The 25,385-nt window shown below is 53.5% G+C and carries 19 protein-coding genes and 2 tRNA genes; 6 read left to right on the top strand and 15 right to left on the bottom strand.

Annotation, left to right across the window (positions count from 1 at the left end):
* Positions 1 to 55 precede the first annotated feature (55 nt).
* The 4 genes from rlmM to J4728_RS12805 all read right to left on the bottom strand — a co-directional run bounded on the left by rlmM (position 56) and on the right by J4728_RS12805 (position 3,054).
* Positions 56 to 1,156: a 23S rRNA (cytidine(2498)-2'-O)-methyltransferase RlmM gene (gene rlmM / locus J4728_RS12820; RefSeq protein ID WP_001045499.1), complete on the bottom strand. Its 1,101-nt coding sequence runs from the start codon at positions 1,154 to 1,156 to the stop codon at positions 56 to 58.
* On the bottom strand, positions 1,149 to 1,544 hold the full coding sequence (locus J4728_RS12815) for a DUF423 domain-containing protein (RefSeq protein ID WP_000203913.1): 396 nt from the start codon (positions 1,542 to 1,544) through the stop codon (positions 1,149 to 1,151). Before J4728_RS12815 ends, rlmM begins: the two co-directional genes overlap by 8 nt.
* A gap of 18 nt (positions 1,545 to 1,562) precedes the next feature.
* Positions 1,563 to 2,480, bottom strand: coding sequence for a glycine cleavage system transcriptional regulator GcvA (gcvA, locus tag J4728_RS12810; protein WP_000044409.1), 918 nt, complete (start codon positions 2,478 to 2,480; stop codon positions 1,563 to 1,565).
* Positions 2,481 to 2,826: 346 nt separating this feature from the next.
* Positions 2,827 to 3,054, bottom strand: a complete 228-nt coding sequence (locus J4728_RS12805) for a YgdI/YgdR family lipoprotein (protein ID WP_000750393.1) — start codon at positions 3,052 to 3,054, stop codon at positions 2,827 to 2,829.
* Positions 3,055 to 3,246: 192 nt separating this feature from the next.
* Between J4728_RS12805 and csdA the strand changes: the two genes are divergently transcribed.
* The 3 genes from csdA to rarD all read left to right on the top strand — a co-directional run bounded on the left by csdA (position 3,247) and on the right by rarD (position 6,082).
* Positions 3,247 to 4,452, top strand: coding sequence for a cysteine desulfurase CsdA (gene csdA, locus J4728_RS12800; protein ID WP_000991056.1), 1,206 nt, complete (start codon positions 3,247 to 3,249; stop codon positions 4,450 to 4,452).
* The gene (gene csdE / locus J4728_RS12795) at positions 4,452 to 4,895 is read left to right on the top strand and encodes a cysteine desulfurase sulfur acceptor subunit CsdE (protein ID WP_000184195.1); all 444 of its coding nucleotides are present in this window, start codon (positions 4,452 to 4,454) and stop codon (positions 4,893 to 4,895) included. Before csdA ends, csdE begins: the two co-directional genes overlap by 1 nt.
* A 299-nt stretch (positions 4,896 to 5,194) precedes the next feature.
* The gene (gene rarD / locus J4728_RS12790; RefSeq protein WP_001752699.1) at positions 5,195 to 6,082 is read left to right on the top strand and encodes an EamA family transporter RarD; all 888 of its coding nucleotides are present in this window, start codon (positions 5,195 to 5,197) and stop codon (positions 6,080 to 6,082) included.
* A 51-nt stretch (positions 6,083 to 6,133) separates the two neighbouring features.
* Here rarD and tcdA read toward each other — a convergent pair whose 3' ends face one another.
* Together tcdA and mltA are read right to left on the bottom strand one after the other, a co-directional pair.
* On the bottom strand, positions 6,134 to 6,940 hold the full coding sequence (gene tcdA / locus J4728_RS12785) for a tRNA cyclic N6-threonylcarbamoyladenosine(37) synthase TcdA (protein WP_000117748.1): 807 nt from the start codon (positions 6,938 to 6,940) through the stop codon (positions 6,134 to 6,136).
* A 109-nt stretch (positions 6,941 to 7,049) separates the two neighbouring features.
* Positions 7,050 to 8,147 carry a murein transglycosylase A gene (gene mltA / locus J4728_RS12780; protein WP_001626583.1) on the bottom strand — a complete coding sequence of 366 codons (1,098 nt, stop codon included), beginning with the start codon at positions 8,145 to 8,147 and terminating at the stop codon, positions 7,050 to 7,052.
* Positions 8,148 to 8,354: 207 nt separating this feature from the next.
* Between mltA and J4728_RS12775 the strand changes: the two genes are divergently transcribed.
* Positions 8,355 to 8,431: transfer RNA gene (locus tag J4728_RS12775), tRNA-Met, on the top strand.
* 29 nt (positions 8,432 to 8,460) lie between these two features.
* Positions 8,461 to 8,537, top strand: a tRNA-Met gene (locus J4728_RS12770).
* Between the two features lie 109 nt (positions 8,538 to 8,646).
* Here the strand turns inward: J4728_RS12770 and amiC are convergent.
* Positions 8,647 to 9,900 carry an N-acetylmuramoyl-L-alanine amidase AmiC gene (amiC, locus tag J4728_RS12765; RefSeq protein WP_208211838.1) on the bottom strand — a complete coding sequence of 418 codons (1,254 nt, stop codon included), beginning with the start codon at positions 9,898 to 9,900 and terminating at the stop codon, positions 8,647 to 8,649.
* A 232-nt stretch (positions 9,901 to 10,132) separates the two neighbouring features.
* On the opposite strand from amiC, the gene argA reads away from it, so the two are divergent.
* A complete protein-coding gene (argA, locus tag J4728_RS12760; protein ID WP_000588970.1) occupies positions 10,133 to 11,464 on the top strand; it encodes an amino-acid N-acetyltransferase in 1,332 nt (443 codons plus the stop codon).
* 101 nt (positions 11,465 to 11,565) lie between these two features.
* On the opposite strand, the gene recD is transcribed toward argA, so the two are convergent.
* The 8 genes from recD to J4728_RS12720 form a co-directional block, all read right to left on the bottom strand.
* Positions 11,566 to 13,401, bottom strand: coding sequence for an exodeoxyribonuclease V subunit alpha (gene recD / locus J4728_RS12755; RefSeq protein WP_208211836.1), 1,836 nt, complete (start codon positions 13,399 to 13,401; stop codon positions 11,566 to 11,568).
* Positions 13,398 to 16,943: an exodeoxyribonuclease V subunit beta gene (recB, locus tag J4728_RS12750; protein WP_115409416.1), complete on the bottom strand. Its 3,546-nt coding sequence runs from the start codon at positions 16,941 to 16,943 to the stop codon at positions 13,398 to 13,400. Before recB ends, recD begins: the two co-directional genes overlap by 4 nt.
* Positions 16,936 to 19,824: a pitrilysin gene (ptrA, locus tag J4728_RS12745; protein WP_208211834.1), complete on the bottom strand. Its 2,889-nt coding sequence runs from the start codon at positions 19,822 to 19,824 to the stop codon at positions 16,936 to 16,938. The genes recB and ptrA overlap by 8 nt, the downstream gene beginning before the upstream one ends.
* Positions 19,825 to 20,001: 177 nt before the next feature.
* The gene (gene recC, locus J4728_RS12740; protein WP_000946832.1) at positions 20,002 to 23,373 is read right to left on the bottom strand and encodes an exodeoxyribonuclease V subunit gamma; all 3,372 of its coding nucleotides are present in this window, start codon (positions 23,371 to 23,373) and stop codon (positions 20,002 to 20,004) included.
* 15 nt (positions 23,374 to 23,388) lie between these two features.
* Positions 23,389 to 23,709: a prepilin-type N-terminal cleavage/methylation domain-containing protein gene (locus tag J4728_RS12735; RefSeq protein WP_000019290.1), complete on the bottom strand. Its 321-nt coding sequence runs from the start codon at positions 23,707 to 23,709 to the stop codon at positions 23,389 to 23,391.
* Positions 23,694 to 24,101, bottom strand: a complete 408-nt coding sequence (locus J4728_RS12730) for a DUF2509 family protein (RefSeq protein WP_080154409.1) — start codon at positions 24,099 to 24,101, stop codon at positions 23,694 to 23,696. The genes J4728_RS12735 and J4728_RS12730 overlap by 16 nt, the downstream gene beginning before the upstream one ends.
* Entirely contained in the window at positions 24,098 to 24,661 is a 564-nt protein-coding gene (locus J4728_RS12725; protein ID WP_000029152.1) for a prepilin peptidase-dependent protein, read from the bottom strand. The genes J4728_RS12730 and J4728_RS12725 overlap by 4 nt, the downstream gene beginning before the upstream one ends.
* Entirely contained in the window at positions 24,652 to 25,122 is a 471-nt protein-coding gene (locus tag J4728_RS12720; protein WP_000744668.1) for a prepilin peptidase-dependent protein, read from the bottom strand. The genes J4728_RS12725 and J4728_RS12720 overlap by 10 nt, the downstream gene beginning before the upstream one ends.
* Positions 25,123 to 25,385: the final 263 nt, after the last annotated feature.

Below are 25,385 nucleotides of genomic sequence, written 5' to 3'. Positions count from 1 at the left end.
GGATAAGCGTGCGTCATCCGGCGCTGATGACGCGCCGGACGACGGCAACGCGTTTTTATCGCTCGTCGCGACGTCCGCCAACAGCCGCCCACAACCGACGCACGTGTACCGTCACTTCTTCGCGATCGTGATAAAGCTGACGCGCCTGGATCTGCGCATTAACGCCGTGCTCATCCAACTGCGCCTGAAGATACGCCAGGTTATGCGACACCTCTTCATAGCGTTTTTTCATCGGCAGTTTAAGGTTAAAAATCGTCTCCCGACACCAGCCGTTCACCAGCCACTGCGCCATTAACGCGGTGACTTTGGCCGGCTTCTCCACCATATCGCAGACCATCCATGAAATATTATTCCGGTTCGGACGGTACCTGAAGCCATCCTCACGCAACCAGGTCACCTGTCCGGTGTCCATCAGGCTTTGCGCCATCGGGCCGTTATCTACGGAGTAGACCCACATATTGCGCTTCACTAACTGGTACGTCCATCCGCCGGGACAGGCGCCCAAATCCACCGCATACATGCCGTTCGCCAGACGTTCATCCCACTCATCTTCCGGGATGAAAACGTGGAGCGCCTCTTCCAGTTTCAGCGTTGAGCGGCTCGGCGCATCAGACGGAAACTTCAAACGCGGGATGCCCATATAAAACGGTGAATTGTTATGCGCGAACGAATAACCGGTATAGCAGCATCCTGGCGCGATAAAAAAGACATGAACGACCGGACGCTTCGGCGTTTCATAATTCGTCAATACGCCCGCATCACGCAAAGCCGCGCGCAGCGGCACCGTAAATTTGCGGCAGAACTTCATCAGTTCTTTACTTTCATTGGTGTCGGCGACTTCAACTCGCAGCTCGCCGCCCTTTTCCACTACGCCCTGCAACATGCCGACAACCGGCGTAATTCTGTCTTCCGGCGGTAAATGTTGCAGCAGTTCACCCACCACAAACCACTGGCGGGCGAAAATCAGCGAACTGAACGGCAGTTCTGAAATCAGCTTTTCGCCATCTTCCGGCTGGTAGCATTCATAAATGACATAGCCTGCGTTCTCTTTTACGCGTGCAAAACCAAATATTTCCCGTTTTCCCGCTTTATCGGTAATTTCTGCAGCGCACTCTTTTTCAAACCCCGGACGGCAGAGCAATACAACTTTATTCATGGCTCGCGCCCTTACGTTTCATACGAATGGCGCCAATCAGCAATAGCGCCCAGCCCACCAGGAAACTGACGCCGCCGACAGGCGTGATATACGCCCACAGGCGCAGATGCGAAAGCGCAAGGCAGTACAGGCTGCCGCTAAACAGCACCGTGCCCAGCGCCAGAAAAACGCTGCTCCAGTAAAACCAGATGCTGATACGGCGCTGCATCGCCACCGCCAGGCCAAAGATCGCCAGCGTATGGAACGCCTGATATTGCAGGCCGGTCTGAATCCAGCCCATTTCAACCACGCCCAGGGTTTTACTCAAAACATGCGCCCCGAACGCGCCCAGAGCAACGTAAATAAAACCGCTGATAGCGGCGACAATCAGCATAAAACGGCTGGTCATGGTCATACCCTAAGTTAATTATTGTTCGTAACGAAAACGGAATTTTTCTTGCTCCGTCGCCGCCTTCGCCAAAATCCACTGACGGAAGGCGGCTATTTTACCCAGTTCTGCCTGGCTGTCATGACAAACCAGATAAAAAGCATTCTTACTCACCAGAACATCGTTAAATGGACACACCAGTCGCCCGGCTTCAATTTCCGACTGCGCCATAACATTATTCGCCAGCGCGATCCCCTGTCCGTGAATAGCGGCCTGTAGCACCATCGCGCTGTGGCTAAATATCGGCCCTTGCTGAACGTTAATATGGTTGAGCCCTAACTGACGAGTATAGGCCTGCCAGTCACGCCGGGAGGCATCGTGCAATAACGTGTGTTTCGCCAGATCTTCCGGCGTTTTTAACGGTTTTTCGCCTGTGAGTAATAAAGGAGAACAGACGGGCAGTAAATATTCTGCGTATAATTTTTCGACGCGCAAGCCCGGCCAGTTTCCCCGGCCATAAAAAATCGCGACATCGACATCGTCTGCCAGTTTATCTTCCTGACGGTCAACGGCTTGTATCCGAACGTCAATTCCCGGATAAGCTGAGTTAAAGCTGGAGAGCCTGGGCACCAGCCATTGGATGGCAAAACTGGGCGGTAAACTCACCGTCAGCGCCCCTTTGGCACTGCGCGCCTGGAGCTTACGCGTTGCTTCCGTAAGCTGGGAAAATATCTCTTTAATGTCGAGAAAATAGCTTTGGCCTTCTTCCGTCAGCAGCAGCGAACGATTGCGGCGGCGGAACAGTTTTAGCCCCAAAAAATCCTCAAGTGACTTAATTTGGTGGCTTACTGCGGCCTGCGTCACAAAAAGTTCTTCCGCTGCTCGCGTAAAGCTCAAATGGCGCGCGGCAGCATCAAAAACGCGTAACGCATTTAAAGGAGGTAATCGTTTTGACATGGCCTCTGGACTTAATGTCGAATGAATTTAACAAATAGGTAACAACATGTAACCTATTAGTTTTTTTAATCTGAGACATTATAAATTGTCCGTTGAGGTTCTACCAGCAAATACCTATAGTGGCGGCACTTCCTGAGCCGGAACGAAAAGTTTTATCGGAATGCGTGTTCTGATGGGCTTTTGGCTTACGGTTGTGATGTTGTGTTGTTGTGTTTGCAATTGGTCTGCGATTCAGACCACGGTAGCGAGACTACCCTTTTTCACTTCCTGTACATTTACCCTGTCTGTCCATAGTGATTAATGTAGCACCGCCATATTGCGGTGCTTTTTTTTGTATAACAAACGGTTAGTTTTCCAGAGCCACCATCTCTTTCACGTCAGTACGATTGATCTGCTGTTTGTTGCCATTAGCGTCTTTATACGAAATCATACCGGTATCGTTATCGGTCTGGGGTTTACCGTCGGTCACAATGCTACGTCCATCATTGGTGTGCATAACGTAATTAGGACCGGAACAGGCGCTCAGGGCAAAAGTCAGCATACATGCAGAGATAATTGCGGCAGTCTTTTTCATCTTCTTCTCCTTAAAGCTGTTTGTGCTATTTAAAGCGGACTCCGTAACAGGCTTAAACATTCGCCTAACATTATTCAGCATAACCTCCTTTACATAATTCGCCAGGATATACAGACGATTCCGATGGTTAGGACAAACCTTGTATCAGCCGCGCTTTTACGCCACGATCGGTAAACTGAACCGAGGAATATCATGAACGCTTTTAATCCCACGCAGTTTCGCGCGCAGTTTCCCGCGCTAGCCGATGCGGGTGTTTATCTCGATAGCGCCGCCACGGCATTAAAGCCACAGGCAGTCATTGACGCCACGCACCAGTTTTATTGTTTGAGCGCCGGTAACGTTCATCGTAGCCAGTTTGCGCAGGCGCAGCGCCTGACGGCGCAATATGAAGCGGCCAGAGCAAAAGCGGCGCGACTGTTAAACGCGCCCGATGAAAAAAGTATCGTCTGGACACGCGGCACCACCGAAGCGATCAACATGGTGGCGCAGTGTTACGCCCGTCCTCGTCTGCGCCCCGGCGATGAAATTATCGTTAGCGTCGCCGAGCATCACGCCAACCTTGTGCCCTGGCTGATGGTGGCGCAACAAACCGGCGCGCAGGTCATAAAACTGCCGCTTAATGACCGACGTCTTCCTGATGTTGAGCGTCTGCCGGAACTGATCACGTCGCGCAGCCGGATTCTGGCGCTGGGGCAAATGTCGAACGTAACGGGCGGCTGCCCGGATCTCGCAAGCGCTATCAGCACCGCTCACGCAGCGGGAATGGTCGTGATGGTAGATGGCGCGCAAGGCGCGGTACACTTCCCGGCGGATGTCCAGCAGCTTGATATCGATTTTTATGCTTTTTCCGCTCACAAACTGTATGGCCCGACCGGTATCGGCGTGCTGTACGGTAAGCCGGAGCTTCTTGAGGCGATGTCGCCCTGGCTCGGCGGCGGCAAGATGATCCGTGACGTTAGCTTTGAAGGCTTCACCACTCAAAGCGCTCCCTGGAAGCTGGAAGCGGGGACGCCGAACGTCGCCGGGGTCATCGGCCTGAGCGCTGCGCTGGAATGGCTGTCCGATATCGATATTGAACAGGCCGAAAACTGGAGCCGGGGGTTGGCGACGCTGGCGGAAGACGCACTGGCGAAACGTCCGGGCTTTCGTTCGTTCCGCTGCCAGGACTCCAGCCTGCTGGCCTTTGATTTTGTCGGCGTGCACCACGGCGATATGGTGACGCTGCTGGCGGAATACGGTATTGCGCTCCGGGCCGGGCAACATTGCGCCCAGCCATTGCTGGCGGAACTTGGCGTCACAGGGACTCTGCGCGCCTCTTTTGCGCCGTATAATACCCAACATGATGTGGATGCGTTGGTTAACGCCGTTGACCGCGCGCTGGAACTGCTGGTGGATTAATGACAAACCCTCTTTATACCGGACACCCGTTCGGCACAACGGTAACGGAAGAGACGTTACGCGCTATCTTTCTCCCGCTGACCCAGTGGGAGGATAAATATCGTCAGTTGATTCTGTTAGGAAAACAGCTCCCCGCTCTGCCGGATGAATGCAAAGCGCAGGCGAAAGAGATAGCCGGCTGCGAGAACCGCGTCTGGCTGGGCTTTACCCAGTCAGATAACGGAACGATGCACTTTTTCGGCGACAGTGAGGGGCGGATTGTCCGCGGCCTGCTGGCGGTATTGCTCACCGCAGTGGAAGGAAAAAACGCCGCCGAATTACAGGCTCGTTCACCGCTGGCGCTGTTTGATGAGCTGGGTTTACGCGCCCAGCTTAGCGCCTCACGCAGTCAGGGGCTGAACGCGCTGAGCGAAGCGATTGTTGCCGCAACGCATAAGGGTTGAAATAGCGTAAATATTCTGTCGCCTGACAGCGCCGTCCGCGGCGGTCAGGCGATGCAGATAAAATAATCCAGTCACTTTATTAGTTTCGGCGTCAGATTTCCCTGATAAACATTCTTTTGATTTTTATCAGCTATCACAATGAAATTACAATGTTAGAATCCATGTTAAAACGGCGTGAAGATTTTAGAGTAAATAAAGCCACTCGATGTAGCGTAGCAGGAGAACTGGAAAATTCATACGCATCGGGTGAAGTTATAACAGGATATGGATAAGTGGAAAAATATCTGCGTAACGGTACCATGTTTGTGGTGCTGGCATTTATATTATGGGGGTTAACACCTTTATACTATCAATATTTATCAGGGGGGAACCTCGCACAAATATTGATATACCGGGTATTCTGGTCAATTCCATTATTACTGGCAGTAAGGTTCTTATTTCGGCAGCGAACGCGATTTCATGATGTCTGGAAAGATAAAAAATCCTTTTTCTTCTGCATGATCGCCGGACTTTTGATGATTGTATCATGGTCATCTTTTATTTATGCGCTAACCCATCATCTGGTGCTTGATGCCAGCCTCGGCTATTTTATCAACCCGCTATTTGTTATTGCGCTGGGATGCATTTTTCTTAAAGAAAAACTGTCGTTGTTTCAGGCCATCGCCGTTTTTTCCGGTGTCTGCGGCCTGACTTTTCAAATTATCATGCTACGGCATTTCCCGGCGCTGGCGCTAACCATGGGATTATCATTTGCGCTATATGGCCTGGCGCGAAAGTTTATACATTATGATGTGATGACATCGATAACGATTGAAACATTATGGGCATTGCCTGTCTCACTATTAATTTTTCTCTTTAGCGATACTGGACCAATTATATCCGCTAATACTCCTTTCTTTTTGTATGTCATGACGGCGCCAGTGACGATCATTCCACTGGTATTATTTGCCATCGCGTTAAATCACACCTCGTTGATTGTCACCGGACTGGCGCAATATATAGAGCCGTCTTTACAGTTCTTACTTGCCATTATGATATTTGGCGAGCACATTAATTACGCGGAACTGCTCTGCTTTTGTGCAGTATGGTTCGGGTTGTTTCTATGCATATCTGAAAATTTATATTCCCATTATCTCCGCGCCCGTCTGAAACCGGTGTTCGGCAGGGTACAGCGCTTCTTTCGCTAACGAAGGGCGCAGGGCCGGATACGCGTCTGCGTGACACTCCGCCCCGTCCTTTTATTCTTGTCGCGCCGCTTTAGCCATGATCTTCTTCAGCGCATGGGAAACGGCGACAAAACCGAACGTTGCCGTCACCATCGTCGCCGCGCCGAAGCCAGAGGCGCAATCCATCCGTTTTGGCCCTTCTGCGGTAGCTTTCATCGCGCATACGGAACCGTCCGCCTGTGGGTAAACCAGCGCTTCGGTGGAAAAAACGCAGTCCACGCCCAGCTTACCTTTACTATTCTTCACTACGCCAAAATTATGTTTCAATCTCTCGCGCAGTTTTGCCGCCAGCGGATCCTGGATGGTTTTCGCCAAATCAGCGACCTGGATTTGCGTCGGATCGATCTGCCCGCCCGCGCCGCCAGTGGTCACTAAAGGAACCTTATATCGGCGACAGTACGCAATCAGCGCAGCTTTTGGACGAACGCTGTCAATGGCGTCAATGACATAGGTAAAACCCGCGTTCATATAACCCGCCACATTATCCGGCGTGATGAAATCATCGATAACCGTTACCCGGCACTCCGGGTTAATTTGCCGAATCCGTTCGGCCATCACTTCCGCTTTCGCCAACCCGACGTTATCACGCAACGCATGGATCTGACGGTTCGTATTGGTCACGCAGACATCGTCCATATCAATCAGCGTAATCGCGCCGATGCCCGTACGCGCCAGCGCCTCTGCCGCCCATGATCCCACCCCGCCGATTCCCACGACGCAGATATGCGCCTCAGCAAACCGCTGCAGCGCTTTTTCACCGTACAGACGCGCGGTGCCGCCAAAGCGTTGGCGCCAGGCATCACTTATCACCACTGACATATGACCTCAGAATAAAAAAAGGTGAGGTTATTCCTCACCCCTGCTCACTATTTTCAGGCCCGATAGCGATCGCGTTATCGGGCAATCCGGTTGTCGCAGAATACCACAATCAGTCGCTAAACACGTTACCGGCGCCCGGCGCGCTTTTTAACACCCAGACGCGACCATAGTGATTATACCATCCGGCACGATGCCCGGCATCTGGGCCAATCCCCTGGTAAATATCAAAGTGCTGGCCTTTAATCGCTCCACCGACATCCAGCGCGACCATCAAACGTAGCTCATACTGACCGCTAAATTTACCGTTGTTATCCAGCAACGGTACTTCCGCCAACAAGGTCGTGCCAGGCGGAATGATGCTGCGGTCGGAGGCGACGGATGCTCGCCCAATCAGCGGTACAGCGCTGGCACCTTTGACCGGCGCAAAAGATTGCGGCTTAAAGAAGACGAACGACGGGTTCTGCTCCAGTAATTCACGCACTTCCGCTTCGCTGTGCTTCTCTCCCCATTCGCGTATAGCCTGCATCGACATATCTTCTTTTTTCACTTCACCGCGATCGATAAGCACTTTACCAATACTGCGATAAGGCCAGCCGTTTTTACCGGCATAACTAAAGAAGTTCAGCGGACTACCATCACCGAAATCAATATAACCGCTGCCCTGGACATCCATAATAAAGTTATCCATCAGCGAATTACTCCAGGCCAGGATGTACTTATCGCTCAGCGCGCCTGCGTAGATCTGAGCGCGGGACGGTAAGCGTCCGCGTTTTGGCGGCATACTATAGATAGGGTACTGGAACGCGCCCTGGCGCGTATGGCGAGCCTGAACGACGGGCGTATAGTAGCCCGTGAACTGGACGTTACCGTAATTGTCGGTGCCTTCCATCTGCCAGGCATCGATACCAAACTGACGCATAGTGCGCGTATCGCCTCCGGAACGTAACCAGTTCTGGACAGCGTTATAGACGTTGCTTTGATTGGTGTATAAACGCGGCGACGCGGAACGGATCTGGTTGACCTGCTCGGCAAAGTCTCCAGCATTAATCGGCGCGCCCACCGCGTCCGGCTGGTTTACCAGGGAGAAGGGCTGGGTAAATTTCCCGTCCTTATATTGCTGACCGCGATCGGTCGGTTTTGATGAACAGGCAGCCAGCATTGCCAGCATTACGCCTGTCGCCACATATTTTGCCCAACGTCCTTTCATGGTGTCTCGTCTTCTGCGTAATCGAAAGTGCCCGGTGAAGATAACAAACCGTCCGAAGTAATGAAATGCGATCGCGATCTCATTATGTAAATTCGTTTAAAAATCGCGCTATCTGCGGTGTATTTGCGCAATTCATGAGAAATTAGCGATTTATATGAAAAAAGGGTTGCAACAAAAGCTCAGCGGAGTATAGTGCGCATCCACGGACGCGGGGTGGAGCAGCCTGGTAGCTCGTCGGGCTCATAACCCGAAGGTCGTCGGTTCAAATCCGGCCCCCGCAACCAATTACAATGAGAATGCAAGTTTAGACGGACGCGGGGTGGAGCAGCCTGGTAGCTCGTCGGGCTCATAACCCGAAGGTCGTCGGTTCAAATCCGGCCCCCGCAACCAACTTAATGAACACCCTTACGGGTGTTTTTTTGTATCTGTCGTCTGGTCCGCAACGACAGTGCGGGCAGCATCCTACTTACCCGCGCAATAAACTCGCCGTCATCTCAGGTTAACTTCTTCTCGCCAGCGTCGCCCCATCGGCAAAATACGCTTTAATGCCCGCCAGAATCGACTCTGCGACCTGTTGCTGGAACGTCGCGGTCTTGAGCTTGCGTTCTTCTTCAATGTTACTGATAAACGCCGTCTCGACCAGAATAGACGGAATATCGGGCGCCTTTAACACCGCAAACCCCGCCTGCTCGACCTTGTTTTTATGCAGGTCATTAATTTTACCAAGCTGCTTCAACACCGCTTTACCGAATTTCAAACTATCGGCAATGGTCAGCGATTGCACCATATCGAACATCGTATGGTCGACATAACGGTCACCGCTTTTGCTCACGCCGCCAATTAAGTCCGAGGCGTTCTGCGTTTGCGCCAGATATTTCGCCGCGGTACTGGTGGCGCCTTTGGTCGATAGCGCGAATACGGATGAACCGCTAGGCTGCCGGCTGGTGAAGGCATCCGCATGAATAGAGACAAACAGGTCGGCGCGCTGTTTCTGCGCTTTCGCCACCCGGACTTTTAACGGAATGAAGATGTCTTCATTGCGCGTCATATAGACCTTCATGTTGCCTTCTTTTTCGATCAACGCGCGCAGGCGGCGGGCTATCTGGAGCACCACGTCTTTTTCACGCGTTTTGTATTTGCCTATCGCGCCGGGGTCTTCGCCGCCGTGTCCCGGATCAAGCATAATAATAATGGGACGATCGCGCCCCGCTTTACCGGGCTGCGGCCCGCTTTGCGAAGGCGGCACCTGTTTATCCAGATCGCCTTTATTGTAGTCTTCCAGCAGCGCCAGCAGCGGATCCTGCATATCCTGCGCATTGGCAGGATAAAGATCCATCACCAGACGTTCTTTAAAGCCTGCCACAGGCGCCAGCGCAAATAGCTGCGGCTTCACGTTTTGTTTTAGCTCAAAGACCATACGCACAGTCTTAGGATCAAACTGCCCTACCCTTGCGGATTTGATATACGGATCGTCGCTGCGAATCTGCGCGCCAATGCCTTTAAGCACCGAGTTCAGATTCACATCCTCAATATCTACCACCACGCGGTCCGGGTTACTTAAGGCAAATTGTTTATATTTCAGCAGACGATTCGACTCTACCGTGACGCGGGTATAGCTGGACGCAGGCCAGATACGCACCGCAACGACCTGGCTTACGGCAGCCAGCCCGACCTGGCTCACGCTTAATAGCCACATGGCGCCCGCGCCTTGTAGTAAACGGCGACGGCTGATTGCTGAATTGGCTCCCGACATGCTTCTCCCGAGCAAAAACTAAATAGAGATCATACAAAGTTCATCCAAATTGACCGGAAACTTTAGCGAATGACGCATAATCTGTCATCTATAAAAGGGTAAACATTCTTTTTATATTCACGGCATTACTAAGAAAAGCGATCGGACCGCATAAAATTTACGCTTGCACAGAGGGCAAAAACAGAATAAAAATACACTAATTTCGAATAATAATTCACCAGTGGGGCGCGCAATGATAAAGGAACGTAAAACCGAACTGGTAGAAGGGTTTCGCCATTCAGTTCCCTATATCAATACCCATCGCGGAAAAACCTTTGTCATTATGCTCGGCGGCGAAGCCATTGAGCATGACAATTTTTCCAGCATCGTTAGCGATATCGGGCTACTGCATAGCCTCGGTATTCGCCTTGTCGTGGTGTATGGCGCGCGACCGCAAATCGACGCCAATCTGGCCGCGCATCATCATGAACCGATTTACCACAAAAACACACGGGTGACGGACGCCAAAACACTGGAGCTGGTGAAACAGGCCGCCGGTTTACTCCAGCTTGATATTACCGCCCGTCTGTCGATGAGTCTGAACAATACGCCGTTGCAGGGCGCGCACATTAATGTCGTCAGCGGCAATTTCACCATTGCGCAGCCGCTGGGCGTTGATGATGGCGTGGACTACTGTCATAGCGGCCGTATCCGGCGCATTGATGAAGATGCGATCAACCGCCAGCTGGATAACGGCGCGATCGTTCTGATGGGGCCGGTCGCCGTCTCAGTGACCGGCGAAAGTTTTAATCTGACTTCAGAAGAGATTGCCACTCAACTCGCCGTTAAACTGAAAGCGGAAAAAATGATCGGTTTCTGTTCTTCTCAGGGCGTTACCAATAGCGAGGGCGGCATCATTTCTGAACTCTTCCCGAATGAAGCGCAGGCGCGGGTGGAAGAGTTGGAAGCGCAGGGCGATTACAACTCCGGAACCGTACGTTTTTTGCGCGGCGCGGTAAAAGCCTGTCGTAGCGGCGTTCGTCGTTGCCATCTGATCAGCTATCAGGAAGATGGCTCGCTATTACAGGAATTGTTCTCGCGTGATGGTATCGGTACGCAGATCGTCATGGAGAGCGCCGAGCAGATCCGCCGCGCTACCATCAACGATATTGGCGGTATTCTGGAGCTTATCCGCCCACTGGAACAGCAGGGCATTCTGGTACGCCGTTCCCGTGAACAACTGGAGATGGAGATCGATAAATTTACCATTATTCAGCGCGATAATATGACTATCGCCTGCGCGGCGCTGTATCCTTTTGTGGAAGAGAAAATAGGCGAAATGGCCTGCGTAGCGGTTCATCCGGATTATCGCAGCTCATCGCGTGGAGAAGTGCTTCTGGAGCGGGTTGCCGCCCAGGCGCGGCAAATGGGGCTGCGTAAATTGTTTGTGCTGACGACGCGCAGTATTCACTGGTTCCAGGAGCGCGGTTTCACGCCTGTCGATATTGAGTTACTGCCTGAGAGCAAGAAAAAAATGTATAACTATCAGCGACGTTCAAAGGTGCTGATGGCGGATTTAGGGTAACGAGGGGGCCTGATGGCGCTGCGCTTATCAGGCCTACGCTCGAAAGCGTCATTTGGAGGCCGGATAAGACGCTACGCGTCACCATCCGGCGAGAACTCGTCTTATCCGGTACGACTGACTTCATCAAATAAGGTGGCTAATCCGCTGCGCCGCTCCGTACGCGTCACAATCGCGCCTGCCAGGATCCGTTCATCGGCATACAGCGATAACCGCCGCCGCGCCCGCGTAACAGCGGTATACACCAGCTCCCGCGTCACGACCGGCGAACGCTGGCTGGGTAAAATCAGCGCGGCGTGATCAAATTCAGCCCCCTGTGATTTATGTACCGTCATCGCCCAGGTTGTATCATGTTCCGGCAGACGGCTGGGCTGAACGGACTTGATCGTGCCGTCCGGCATCACAAACCAGACGCGTAACCCCTGCCCGCGATCGAGCGCAATACCAATATCGCCGTTAAATAACCCCAGCGCGCTATCGTTGCGCGCAATCATTACCGGACGCCCTTCATACCAGCGAGAGTGCGGATGCCGCTGAATTTTTCGTTGCTGCACCATCGCCTGCTCAATGCGGTCATTCAGTCCCCTCACGCCAAATGGGCCTTCGCGCAGCGCACAAAGCAGTTGATACTCATTGAAAGCCTGAAGGATTGCCTCCGGCGCCGCTTTTTCATGCAGCAACCGCAGGTAGCGCCCATAGCCCGCCAGCGCTTCATCCAGCATCCCGGCATAATCGTCGCTACTTTGCAATGTACGCTTCTCTATATCGCTAAACCCCTGCTGAAAAACAGCCTGGATTGCCGACCTGTCGCCGCAGTTAATTGCCGCCGCCAGCTTGCCGATGCCAGAATCGCTGCCGAAACGGTAGCTCTTTTGCAATAAACAGAGGCTATCGCGTAAAGACGCGGCTTGCATTCCGGCCCCCGCCGGAATGGCGCTCCCTGTTAGTCGACTTAGCTGCCGGGCGCGTTCCGCCGTAAACCCTGCGTTGACATAGGCGCAAATATCGCCCAACACAGCGCCCGCCTCAACGGATGCCAACTGATCGCGATCGCCAAGAAAAATGACCCGCCCGTGCGGCGGCAGAGCGTCAATCAAACGTGACATCATCGGCAAATCAATCATTGATGCCTCATCGACCACCAGCACGTCCAGATGCAGCGGATTGCCCGCATGATGGCGTAATCGCTGGCTGCCGGGCTGTGCGCCCAGCAGTCGGTGCAGCGTACTGGCGTCCTCCGGTATACGCTTTTTCTGCGCATCGGTAAGAGGAAGCTGACGCAACGCCGCGCCGAGCGACTCCGTCAGGCGTGCGGCCGCTTTCCCGGTCGGCGCCGCCAGCCGGATACGGCAACGTTCGCCATCCGCCATTTGAATTAATGCCGCCAGCAGCTTCGCGACGGTGGTGGTTTTACCGGTGCCGGGACCGCCTGAAATCACGGAGATACGGCGAGTTAGCGCTACGGCGGCGGCCACCTTTTGCCAGTTCACTTCGTCAGTCGGAGGGAAAAGCGCGTCCAGAATACGGGATAACTGCGCTTCATCTACGGCGATGGCCTGGTTAACCTCGTTAAAAAAGCGCGCAACCGTACGCTCGTTGCACCACATACGATTCAGGTAGAGGCGATCGCCGCACAGAATTAACGGCGCGGGGCTATCGCCGCAGCTAACCGCCGCAGACGCCAGTAACCGCTTTTTCCAGTCGATTGGCGTAGCCGTTTCGCTTATCCAGGCGACCAGTAAGGGATGCGCCTCCTCCGTTAACGTTAAACGCGACAACGGCAGACACACGTGACCTTCACCTGCGTCATGACTAAGCAGCGCTGCCGCCAGCGTCACGGCGGGATCGTCGTTACCGGCGACGGTTAAAGCAAACTGGGCATCAATGGGCCGTAATAGTTTTTGTTCAACGGCCTCCAGCAACCGCTCCTGGATTGTCATTGCGCCTCCTCACTCATTTCACCTGCAAACATATCATCCAGTTGGTTAATTAACGCCGCCGCAGGGCGAGTGGTAAAAATACCCTGCTGCGGACGTTCGCTATCCACCCCGCGTAAAAAGAGATAGATGACGCCGCCGAAATGGCGTTCATAGTCGTAATTCGCCATTCGATGACGAAGGTAACGGTGCAATGCCAGCGTATAAAGCTGGTACTGCAAATCATAGCGATGCGCCTGCATCGCCGCAGCCATCGCCGTCTGGGTATAAGCGGCGCTATCCTCGCCCAGCCAGTTAGATTTATAGTCGAGCAGGTAATAGCGCCCCTCATAACGGAACACCAGGTCGATAAAGCCCTTTAACATGCCGCGAACCTGCATGAAATCCAGCGCAGGGCAACCTGCTGAAAGCGGGTCGTACCGACGAATCAACGCATCCAGCTCTCCGGCGGTAAGCGGCTGGGCAATCGGCAGATAAAACTCCATTTCGACCTGTTTTTCACGCTCGGTCAGCACGCTCAGACTAACGCCCGTCTCGTTAAGGGGAACGTGTAACACGGTGTCCAGCCAGCGGGTAAGTACGGGCTCCCATCGCGTTTCAAAACCACTCAGCTCCAGTTTTTCCTGTACCCATTGGGGGTCTATCGGTTGAGTAAAATCAAGCTCTTCAAACAGGCTGTGCAAAAATGTTCCCGGCGATGCCCCGCGAGGAAAGTGATGCGGCGTCATTGCCGGCGCTTCCGCCGCTTCGCCAACGCCTGCGGCGTCAATGTCGAGACGAGGAATAAGATCTTGCGCCACGCTATGTCCCCGCTGCTGCAAACCGGAATAACTGGTGACGCGCCAGCTATCATAAAGCAGGCGTTGCAGCGTTCTGGCGCTGAGTTCCGCGTGCGATGCAGCGGCAATTTGCCAGCGGTCGTTATCCGTATTGCCTGGCGTTCGACACACGATATCCTCGTCGCATAGCGCCTCAATACAGGCGCGAAGGCCTGCGGCATCCATCGGTTCGCCTTTTTGCAGGAGTCGCCCAAGCGCGCTTTGGTGCACATCCGTCTCGCCTTTCTTATCGCTACGACGCCGCACCAGCGGCGCGACGCCGAGGCTGCAATGCCACACTGCACGGGTCAGCGCGACATAAAGTAGGCGCAGGTCTTCCGCCAGGCGTTCGGCTTCCGCCAGTGCTATGCTCTCTTCGGCGTGACTAAGGTCCAGCACCGCCTCGTAGGAGTGCCTGTCGTGATAAAAAGCCTGGTCCTGCACGCGGAAATGGGTGATAAAAGGTAACCAGACCAGCGGGTATTCCAGACCTTTCGATTTATGAATGGTGACGATTTGCACCAGATGCTTATCGCTTTCCAGACGTAGTTGCTGGCTGGAAGCATTGCTATCGGGTTCAAGGATATGCTGCGCCAGCCAACGCACCAGCGCATGTTCGCTTTCCAGCTGCGAACCGGCTTCCTGTAACAGCTCGCTAATATGCAAAATATCCGTCAGCCGACGTTCGCCTCCCGCCGTCGCCAGCAGGTTTTCAGCAATATTGCGCGCCGACATTAGCGCGCGCAGCATAGGCATCACGCCGCGTTTATGCCAAATCTGTCGGTAGCCATCAAACTCTTCAACAACCGCATCCCACGCATTTTCATCATTGTTAAGCGTTTCGATATCCAGCGCGGTAAGGCCCATCATTGATGTCGCCAGAGCGCTACGCAGCGTATTCTCACGTTCGGGCGCCATCACCGCCTGCAACACCCACAGCATCTCCTGCGCTTCGAGCGTTTCGAATACGCTGTCGCGGTTAGAAAGATAGACGGAGGGGATCGCCAGTAAGGTCAGCGCATCCCGTATCAGCGCGGCTTCCCGCCTGCTGCGCACCAGCACGCTAATATCCGAGGCGCGAACGGGCCGCGACGAATCGCCGTTCGTCAGCAGCGCGTCGCCCGTTTGCCCGGCACGCAGCCAGTCGCGAATTTGCGTGGCGCACACCTGCGCCATATAACTTTGATAATCGCCCGAACCGCAGCTTTCCCCCTCCATTAGCCACAGGGTCATCGCCGGTTGAGGCGCGTCATTCACTTTAAATTGCAGCGACTGGTTTCTGGGCGCAAACTTTACCGGACTGAAGGGAATATCGCGGAACATAAAGGCGTCATTCATCTGACTGAACAGCTTGTTAACGCTATTCACCATCCCCGGCGCGGAGCGCCAGTTAGTGTCAAGGGTATAGTGCGCGCTCACTTCGCTGCGAGCCTTCATGTAGGTAAAGATATCCGCGCCACGAAACGCATAAATCGCCTGTTTAGGATCGCCAATCAGCAATAGCGCCGTATCGGGTTGATGTCGCCAGATACGGCGAAAAATACGGTACTGTTGTGGGTCGGTATCCTGAAATTCATCGATCATCGCCACCGGAAAACGGGTACGAATCGCCGCAGCCAGCGCCTCGCCGCTTTCACTACGCAGCGCGGTATCTAAACGGCTGAGCATATCGTCAAACCCCAGCTCGCCGCGCCGGCGTTTTTCCTGAGCCACCGTTTCACGGATCTCTGATAACGCTCGGGTAAGAACCAGATCTTTAATCGATAGCGGTTCGCCCAACAGGTTATCGATGGCGACAAACAATGGGTGCTGGGGCGTCACGCCGCCAGCTTTGGTGCGCTCAGCTAAAAAACGCTGTGAAAATTTTCCCAACGCCTCGGGTAATTGATAGTTTTTCGTCTCTTCTTGCGCCCACGAGGTGATCTTTTCGATCCATTTCGCCTGATTGCCGCGGTTGAATTTTCTGCGATCGATGCCGGATGATTCGATCAGCGCGTCCAGCTCGCTAACCGCCTCACACCACTGCTGCTTCACCTGGTTGATGCGCGCCAGGATCTGTTCATGACGCGATGCCAGCGTCTCCTCCTGCGATGGCGGCGCTTTAATGACCGGCGCTTCGCCCTGCAGATAACGATCGATATCCTTTAAGAGCGCCTTCGGTCCCTTCCACACGTCAAACACCACCTGCGCGATGTCGCGCGGCAGCGGATAGCAATGACGCCGCCAGAAATCGGCGCAGGCCTGATAACGCAACAAAGATTCGTCTTCAATAAGCTGTTGCTCAAACAACATACCGGATTCGAAAGCGTTCAGGCTGAGCATACGCTGGCAAAAACCGTGGATGGTAAAAACCGCGGCCTCGTCCATTTGTCGTTCCGCCAGTAATAACCACTGTGCGGCCTGCTTTTTGTCGCTAATTTCTTCCAGCAAGCGGGCATAAAGCGGATTATCCGTGCTTTCCCGCAGACAGGCGATGCGCAACTCATGGATATTACTGCGGATTCGCCCACGCAGCTCTTCAGTGGCGGCCTCCGTAAAGGTTACCACCAGCAGTTCTTCAACGGTCAACGGGCGGGGAAATGCGGCACTGCCGCCCAGGCCGAGCAATAACCGCAGATACAGCGCCGCGATAGTAAACGTTTTGCCTGTGCCCGCTGATGCTTCAATCAAACGCTCGCCTGTCAGGGGCAAGCGTAGAGGATCAAGAGTCTCGGCGACATCATTCATTCTTTTCGCTCATTAGAGGTAACGTTTGCTGCAATGCGCTGACGTTATCCCACACTTTCCAGCCTGTCGGATGCACGTATTCTGCTTTTCCATTCTGGCTACCGGCAATCTGTGACAATATTGCCATACCTTGTGGTTCCACCACCGCCAGGTGGAAGAAGTCGGCAAGCTTTTGTGGCGTCAGCAATTTTATCTGAGCGATGATTTTATCACGCGAGTCAAAGCGCATATTACCCCGATCGAAATCCTTGCTTAAACGGGATGCTTCTTCGCCCAACGTTTGCGGCGCCTGGCGCATTTGCGTAATGATCGCCTGCTGAATTTGGGCGAACTCTTCCGGCTTCATCGCCCTCAGCTTCGCCTCGGCGTCAGGGAAAAATGCCTGATAGCGTTGCCACAGGTAAGAGGGCTGTTTATCGTTGCTCTGTAGCAGGAATCCCATTCCCCACTGACGGCCAACGCTCATCGGAAAGGCGAAAACGGCGTATCCCAGTTGCTCTTCGGTTCGTAGCTGATTGTAAAACCACGGTTGAACAATCTGACCTAACATCGCGCTGTAGGCGGCGCTGACGTACTCGTCGTAGCCGACCGGGACAAAGACCGCGGCTAACGCGGAGTCGGTGCTACTGCCCGCTTTTTCAAATATTACGGACTGCTTTTTCTCAACCACCACGTCTTTGTTGCGACACCACGCCGATCCGTTCGCCGCGAGCTGTTTTTGGACATCTTGCGCCAGAGAGGTCGCCTGGGCTTCGCTCATATTTCCTATAACCAGAAATTCCGGACGAGCGCCCGTTTTTAACGCATTACGATAGGCCATCACCTCTTTCAACGTAATGGACGGCAGCAAAGCGCGACGTTCATCACGGGAAAAATAAGGCACCTGCGAAATCATCTGCACCGGCATAATCGCCTGTTCGTAGGCTTTTCCCTTCTCCGCAGAATCCATCATCTGCGTATACCAGGATTTCGCCTGCGCCAGCTGTTCCTCCGTGGCGTCGTAGCTAAAATATCCTTCCAGCAACGCCAGGAAAAGCTGCGGCAAACGCTGGGTATAACCGTTCGCAGTGACCATCAGACCATTGTTGGCGTTAGTAGAAAAGCTAATGCCACCCACTGCCGCCTGGTTACTGAGCTGATCGAGCGCCATTCCCGCCAGATAATCATTAAGGGCGAACAGTACCTGATTGCGGGCGCTGTCCATCGCCTGCGGGTTACGCAATACCACGCTCACGTCAGCTTTTGGCTCGCTGGCGAAATAACGACTCGGCGCATAAACCACGCGCAAATCCGCTTTATCGACAATCAGTTCTGGCCGCACGTAGTTTTTGTCATTCTTAACAAGCGTGAAATCATCAGGAATATAGGGGTTTAACTCCGGCAGCGACAACGCAATGCCCTGTGCTTTTTGCTGCCAGTTTTTAAACGTCTGTTCGCTAATCTTATCGACCTGATAAGGCGCATCCACAAAATACGCAATCTTATTATGGGGTTCCTGGGGACTGATGTACCAGATGCGCGCATTCTGCGGCGTCATCATCGCCAGGCGATTTTTGATAGCGGCAGGATCGTAACGATCGGCGATATTCGCCGCATCCAGCGTATGCGCTACCGGGACGCGGATCATAGTGTCCGCCAGCCATTCGACATAGTCCATATCGCGGGTAATAGACGGATAGCGGAAGTCGAGATCCAGCACATGCGCCAGCTCGTCAAAGTAACGTTTATCTATCCCTTTTTCACGTAACGTATTGAGATAGCTAAAGATAGCTGCGACGACTTCATCACGATTGGCCAAACCTTTATCAGTCAGCGTTGCCGAAATGGCAAATACGCCGCTGTTACCATTAACAATCGGATCGGAATCCGCGCTAATACCTTCGACCAGTCCTTGTTTTTGCAGCCAGTCAGAGAGCGTCCCCGGGCTACGATTGCCAATCAGATAAGAGACCAGTTCATCGGTCTTGCTACGGAACTGCGCGCTATTGTTATCAATACGAAACTCCACGCGCAGCACTTTACGCGGTAGCGCCGGCACGTAATGAATAATGATGCCCTTCTGCGCCTCGGTGATGACAGGTACGTTAATTTCCGGTTTTTTAATCTGTTTATTCGGCACGCGACCATAGGTTGCGGCGGCAATACTCGCCAGTTCCGGCAAGGGTTTATTACTGTAAATCACCGCCTTCATCAGATTAGATGAATAGTATTTTTCATGAAAAGCGATCAACGCCTGTTGCACCGGATTTCCCGGCTTATCGCTTAGCGTTTCCAGATTGCCGCCAGAAAAGTGCGAGCCTGGATGCGCCGGGTTAATGGTTTCGGCGCTTACCTGCGCCATACGCATACCGTCGCGGGTGCGCGCCATCGTCAGCTCGGCATTCACCGCGTTTCGTTCGCGTTCGGCATACTTTTTATTGAGCAATGGCGCGGCAATGGCGTCGGCCAGGCGATCTACGGCGCCTGGAAGCGCGTCGTTTTCAACCTCCAGGTAGAAGGCTGTTCGATAAGGCGCGGTGCTGGCGTTGTGGCTACCGCCATGTCTTTTAAGGTATTCGGCAAGGCTATCCGCCTGCGGATATTTTTTTGACCCCATCAGGCACATATGCTCAAGATAATGAGCAAGCCCCTGATGAGCCTCAGGATCTTCAAGCGATCCAACGGGTACCACTAACGCTGAAAGCGACTTTACAGCCTGCGGATCGGATACGAGCAACACCACCATGTCATTATCAAGACGTATCGCCTGATACTGCCGGGTATCTTTATCGCTTTTACGGATAGTTTCTTGCAGCGGTTGCCAACCGATATCCGCCTGAACTGCAGGCCCCCAGAGGGCGACCAATAACAATAACGCTTTGAACCAGGTGCTGCGGGGCATTCACGGACCTCATCATTAACTTTCATTCCCACTCATCTGTATGGTCACGTAAACCATCGACCTGAGCGGAACGGGATATTATTGTGCTGAACCAGGCAGCATTTTTTTATCAGTAATCAGTCCGTGACGAAGAGCGCATCATAGTCGAAGCCTTTTAATGGCGCGATTTTCATACAATCAACGAGACTGATTAAAACGAAACAGCGGTAACAGGTAATGCCGTGACTGCGCAATGATAGCCTGCAACGTTTCAGATTCCAGCTGACGCCAAAGACGTTGATACCAGATATCTTCGCCTTCGCCGCTCACCATCATGTTGCCTTCATAAGCCTGTAGAAACTTTGTTCTGGCCTTCTGTAAGGTGTCATCGTCGTCTAACATGACATCATTTTCAGCGTCATAACAGGCTTTTATCCATGCGCCGCCGCTTTCCGGCAGTACCAATAGCGGAGAAGACATGCCTTCCCGGTAGCCTTCAATCAGTTGCGCCAGGTAAGCCATTGCCTGCGTTTTATCAAGAGGCGGAAATCGCCACTCTCCCTCTTTGCGCAAAAACAGGCGACTTTCGCCACTCCCGCCGCTGGCACAATAGACAAGGTGTTCCAGCCAAAGTTGCACACCTTGCGCCACGCTGATTAAAGCGGGACGCCAGCGCAATAATCCATCCTCCTGTACCTGCGGTAGCCAGCCGGTTAGCTGAACGCCATTGCAAAGCAGATCCACTTCCAGGCTTTGGCTCGGCTTACGACAGGCGATAACCCGGCTTGCCAGTTGCTGCATCTCCTGACATTGCGCATCCCAGAATATTTCGCCAAACGCGCCGTAAGGCAACTCTCCCGCAGCCCGGAAACGGCGGAACAAGCGTTCGGCGTCGTCCTCTTCAACCAGCGTATTGAGCAACTGTTGGTTAAGTTGATATCGCGTCAATCCCTCTAATTCAAACGGTTCCGCATCAGGAATCTCACTCTCTTCCGAGCGGAAATTAACCTGAAGCCGCATCTGAAAAAATGCGCGTACCGGATGGGCCCAAAAACGCTGCAGACTTTCCAGAGTCAATGTTTCCGGCATCGTAAAAGGAAGCGGCTGCACAAAGTCAGAATGCGCTTTTCCCGACTGACTCGCCGCGGGCAACCACTCTCTGGCATAACTTTGCTGTTCGCCGGGTTGGTAATTTTGCGCATCAAAAGGCATACGGGTATGCAGACGCGTAATATGCGCTTTGACTCGTGCTTCGCTCTCATCACAGGTCAGCGTTTCGTCGCCCGGCAAATAGTGGCTTTGCCCGATGTAATCCACCAATTCTTGCACCAGTACAGAGGGAAAGCGTTCGCTATTATCCTGGATGGAGCGACCGATGTAGCTGATATACAGCGTTTGCTGCGCCGAGATTAACGCTTCCAGAAACAGATAGCGGTCATCGTCGCGACGGCTTCGATCCCCGCGCATGGGTTTTTGGCTCATCAGGTCAAAGCCCAACGGCGCAAGCTGGCGCGGGTATACGCCGTCGTTCATTCCCAGCAGGCAAACGACTCTGAACGGAATGGAACGCATCGGCATCAGCGTACAAATATTGATGGGGCCCGCCAGGAAGCGCTGGCTAATACGTTCCTGATCCAGACGCTGCGCCAGTTCATCCCGCAGTAGCGAAATCGGTACCGCGTCGCCATATTCCGCCGCAACGCCTTCGGCGATAATGGCCTGCCACTGCTGTTCAATCAATGTCATTGCCGCTTCCGTGTCCGCATCGGGCAGGAAGAAATCATTGAGCATGTCGCGACAAACGGGCAGCCACTCTTCCAGCGGTCGCTCCTGCGCCAGACCGCGCCGCCAGATATTAAGCTGCATCAGCAGCGAAGCCAGATGCCCGACCAGCTCAGCAATCAGACCGCTGGATTCGTCATAAGGCAGAACCGACTGCCACTCGCCCTGAGCGCTTTCCATCGCATACCCCAGCAGCATACGCGTCAGGCCAAATTGCCATGTATGCTGCCCCGTGGCAGGAAGCTCCAGCTCGCGCACGTTGTCATCGTCAATCCCCCAGCGAATGCCTGACTCATTGACCCACAAGCGCAAATAACGCAGCCCTTCTTCGTTGATCGTAAAGCGGGCAGCCAATACCGGTACGTCTAACAACGCCAGAACATCCTCGGAGACGAAGCGGCTGTCCGGTAACGAAAGTAGGCTGATAAATGCCTGTAACACCGGATGTGACTGACGCGCCCGCCGATCGGAAATAGCATAAGGCAGATAGCGCTCCGTTGGCGCGCTACCAAATACCGCCTGGATAAACGGGCTATAGCTGTCAATATCAGCCACCATAACGATAATGTCGCGCGGCGTTAGCGTCGGATCGGCTTCCAGCATCGCCAGCAGGCGATCGTGCAGTATTTCCACCTCGCGCTGCGGGCTGTGACAAACGTGAAAAGAGAGGCTGTTATCCTCGGGATCGAGCAGACGCTTATTGTCGCTGCGCGAATACTCCTCAAGATTTACGCCCGCCACCGCATGGCTTTCCAGTTCAAGGATATCCGCCTGAATCCGATGCAAAAGATTATCTGGCGTAATATCAACAAACGCATCCAGCTCCTGGCTGTTTTCCAGTTCAGATAGCAGGTAGATATAATCCCGTCCCAGTTTTCCCCATGAGGCCAGTAGCGGATTACCGATATCCTGTTCGCCGTCGCTGTTAAACAAGGCTTCCGGATTCTGGTTTTCACGGAACAACGGTAAATGACGGTCTTCAAAACTGTGACGACGCTGGCGAGCCATGAGTTTTGCCAGCCAGGCTGGGTCTTTAATGTCCCCCCAGTAATACCGGCACGGATTAGTAAAAAGGAGATGGATTTCGATATGTTTACCCAACGCCTGCAATGCTCTGAGATACACTGGCGGTAACGCGGAAATACCGCAAATAAAAACGCGGGACGGCAACCCTGGCGGGCAGGCGGTCGCGCTTTCCAGCGTTTGAATAAAGCGTTGGTAGAGATTGGCGCGATGCCAGCGCGGCTGCCCCAGCGCGGCGGTATATTCCACCAATGCTTTCCACAGCGGCGCCTGCCAGTTTTGCGCCTCCCCCAGACCTTCCACGGTTTTTCCCGCTTCCCACTGCGTAAGCCAGTCAGGCCGATAAACCAGATACTGATCGAACAGGTCGGCGGCGCGCGCGGAAAGCTGAAAGAGTTTGCGTTTATCGGTGTCGTCGGTCAGATAATGGCGCAGCAGTACAAACTCATCCTTATCCAGCAACTGCGGCAGCAAGGTCATCAGTTTCCAGCTCATGCTTTGTTTGCTGAAAGCGCTTTCTTTGGGAATATCCGGCAACACGCGAACAAACATCTCCCAGATAAAACTCGCCGGTAACGGAAAAGCGATATTCGCCGCAATACCAAACTTTTGTGAAAGGGTCATCTGCAGCCACTGCGCCATACCCGTGCTTTGTACCAGAATCATTTCTGGTTCAAAGGGATCATCCAGCCGCTCGCGTTCGACGATGAATTCCATCAACGCTTCCAGCACATCCAGACGATTGGAGTGGTAGACCCTTAACATAATTACTCCTGACGATTAACGATTTGGACAATGCAAGCGCGTCATTTGCCCCTGCCTGCCAGAGGGTGAAACCATCGTGACGCTGATGCTGACACATCCCGATTGCGTTGTCTGCATCCGGTTGGCCTTCCAGCTGTCAGCAGGCGAAAATGGATACAGCGCCGTTTGCTGCCACGCCTGCCGCCAGATCTGGAGATACTGGTGTCGTAATGCAAAACTGTGCATTAATACCCGCTGATAGCCTGACAGCGCGGTGACGATCATTACCATTAGAACCATCGCCACTAAAACTTCCGGGAGGCTAAACCCGCGTTGTAAATTCAGGGGATGCGACATAACGCCACCTCTTTTAACGGACAAAAATCGCTCCAGCCGTGGGGAGAAAAGACAATGCTTCCCTGAATGACGTTGCCCAAACGCCATAACGTCATGCCGTCATCTTGCGCCGCCATCACCACCTCATCCCCCGATAATCTCCGCAAACAGACCCTCGCTCCTGAAGGGAAATAGCGCCGACATTCCATTTCGGTTACGCCTGACCATAGCTGCCCCCGCCCCCATTCCAGCGCCGACTGTACGAGCGCCTGGCGTTGTATCGCCATGCTCTGCGTCGTCACGCGGGCGGCATAGCTGGCCTGCTGCTGATTTACGCCTTGCAGTAGCAGACTACCCAGAATCAGTATTAAAAGCGCCAGTATTAGCGAAGAAGCGCCACGTTCCCGATTCACAGATTAAATCCCGTTACGCTGTATTGCGCGTCAATAGCCGTCTGAGGCTCGGCTTTGCTGGCGCCGCGCAGATGCAGCATGAGCACTGGCGAGAATCCCGTTATATCCCGGCGCTCAACGGTAAACGCCGTGATGAGTACCGTATTGGGATCGGTCATTTTTTCCCATCCCTTACCCTGGCAAGATGTTGCTCCGCGTAATGTCTCCAGAACGTTATCCTTCACACGAAACCCGGTCTGGTCGGCCTCTTTCGCCGGTATGGTATCCCAGACACCGTTATTATTCCCGTCCCACTGAACGATGACGCATTGCCCCTGTTCGGCAAGATGTAACCCTTCGCCAATACAGTGGCCATGACAGTAACCCGCACGTTGAAGATGCTTCGCTACGGTATAGGTTCGCTGCCAGATTTCATCTTCCAGCGATAACTGTCGCGTGTTGTGCCAGATCTCACGCTGTAGCGCCGGTAAAAATCGTGCGGACCCAAGCAGTAAAATGGAACCTATCGCCATCGCCAGCACAACTTCCAGTAGCGAGAACCCCCGCGTGGTTATTGACACGTGGCGGCCTCATTACGCTCGCATAGCCTGATTCGCCCCCAGGAGGAGACGACCAGACGCCACTCTCCGGCAGCGTTTTTCAGTACGATGTGCCCTGCCCATGCCGTATTGCGCAAGCCAAAGAAGGCTAACGACGGCGTGATATCGGCAAGGACGACATCACGCCAGTCGGGCGTAAACACAAAGGGGGAAGATGGCGTACACGATGTTTGCGTAGCAACAGAGCTGACAAAGCACCATGAACCGCCTTCGCTGACCACGCGAAGAATGTGATCGCGGTTATGCCAGTGAGCGTCCTCACGAAGTTGCAGCAGGTAATCCCGCACCTGACATGCGGTTTGCCACAGGCGCTGTTGCTGCTGCCAGCGTTGCCAGCCATAAAGTCCTGTGGCGCTGAGAATGATAATGAGCGACATCGCGACCACCGTTTCAATGAGCGTATAGCCCTGTTGTTTTTTCATGTCGGCAGTATGGCGGGCGGAAGAAAAATAACGAGCGCCAAATACAGATTGTTCGGCGCGTTACGGAAAAAAGTTCATGTCTTGCAGCGCGTTGCAAAATTTCAGGAATCCGCGCCGAAGATTGAGACGAAGGGTAAATAAATATCCTCCGGCATAGCCGGAGGTTTTTCTGATGCGCCTGTAAGGCTTTCTTACCAGCCGCGCCCTAACAGGCGCATACGATCTGACATTTGCATCAAACTTCGTTACTTACGGCCCGTAAA

The sequence above is a fragment of the Salmonella sp. 32070601201500089SM genome, from assembly GCF_017573605.1.
In the GTDB taxonomy this organism is placed as follows: domain Bacteria; phylum Pseudomonadota; class Gammaproteobacteria; order Enterobacterales; family Enterobacteriaceae; genus Salmonella; species Salmonella enterica.
Note: the sequence above shows the minus strand (reverse complement) of the source record. Positions and strands in the feature narration are given on the sequence as shown.